This is a genomic window from Erwinia sp. V71, assembly GCF_965644245.1.
Classification (GTDB): domain Bacteria; phylum Pseudomonadota; class Gammaproteobacteria; order Enterobacterales; family Enterobacteriaceae; genus Erwinia.
In genome coordinates this window covers 1-640 of sequence record NZ_CBFFRK010000279.1, presented here as the reverse complement: position 1 = coordinate 640, position 640 = coordinate 1, and the positions used below count along the sequence as shown (strand labels likewise).

Sequence of the window (640 nt, the reverse complement as noted above, 5' to 3'; positions counted from 1 at the left end):
TCCGGCAGCCTTCAGTGGTCTTTGCAGAGTTAAGACAGGCGGCTTAGCGTTGCACTTCGAACTTGAATCCGCCCTCTGCTGTCTTCTTTACAACTCTCCTTCTGGGGATGACAGGCTGCAGCAATAACGCCTTAAACGAATTCGGCCTCGGCAATCTGAATTCACTCCTCAATCCCCCCAGTCTGCATCCAGCAACTGAGAATGCAGAATCGACACGTCGTGACTCAGTGACCTGGACCTCGGGAACTGTTTTAGTTCCTGTGGATATGGCTGCCATGCGCCTGAAACAGCATTATGGTTTTGTATCGGACACCGATATCGCCGCTGCGCGTAATAGCGGCCAGGGAAATGCTGGCTGGTCAGCGTCAGCGATTTCCGAGGGCTCAATCTGGAAAGCACAGCCTGGCAATCACTACAGCATGAGCCGGAACTGGGCAGGTAATGACCGTCTGACACTCGAAATCCTCGGCAATACTCAACAGAGCGTTATCACAGCGACCTATATTTCTTCCAACCCGGAGCACCTCAAAGATTCTTGGACGGCAAGGTTGTGGCAACAGATACCTAAGGAAGGTGCGATTAATTCGATGGGAACCATTTTTTCGTCCTGTCATCGTATGGTAAATGAACAAAGAACCGC

1 protein-coding gene is annotated in these 640 nt (G+C 51.2%); it reads left to right on the top strand.

Annotated elements, in window-relative coordinates; all coding sequences use genetic code 11:
- Positions 1-107: 107 nt before the first annotated feature.
- Positions 108-640 (top strand): hypothetical protein (locus tag ACSZO1_RS22660; RefSeq protein ID WP_437616657.1); only part of this gene is annotated, 533 nt, incomplete at its 3' end.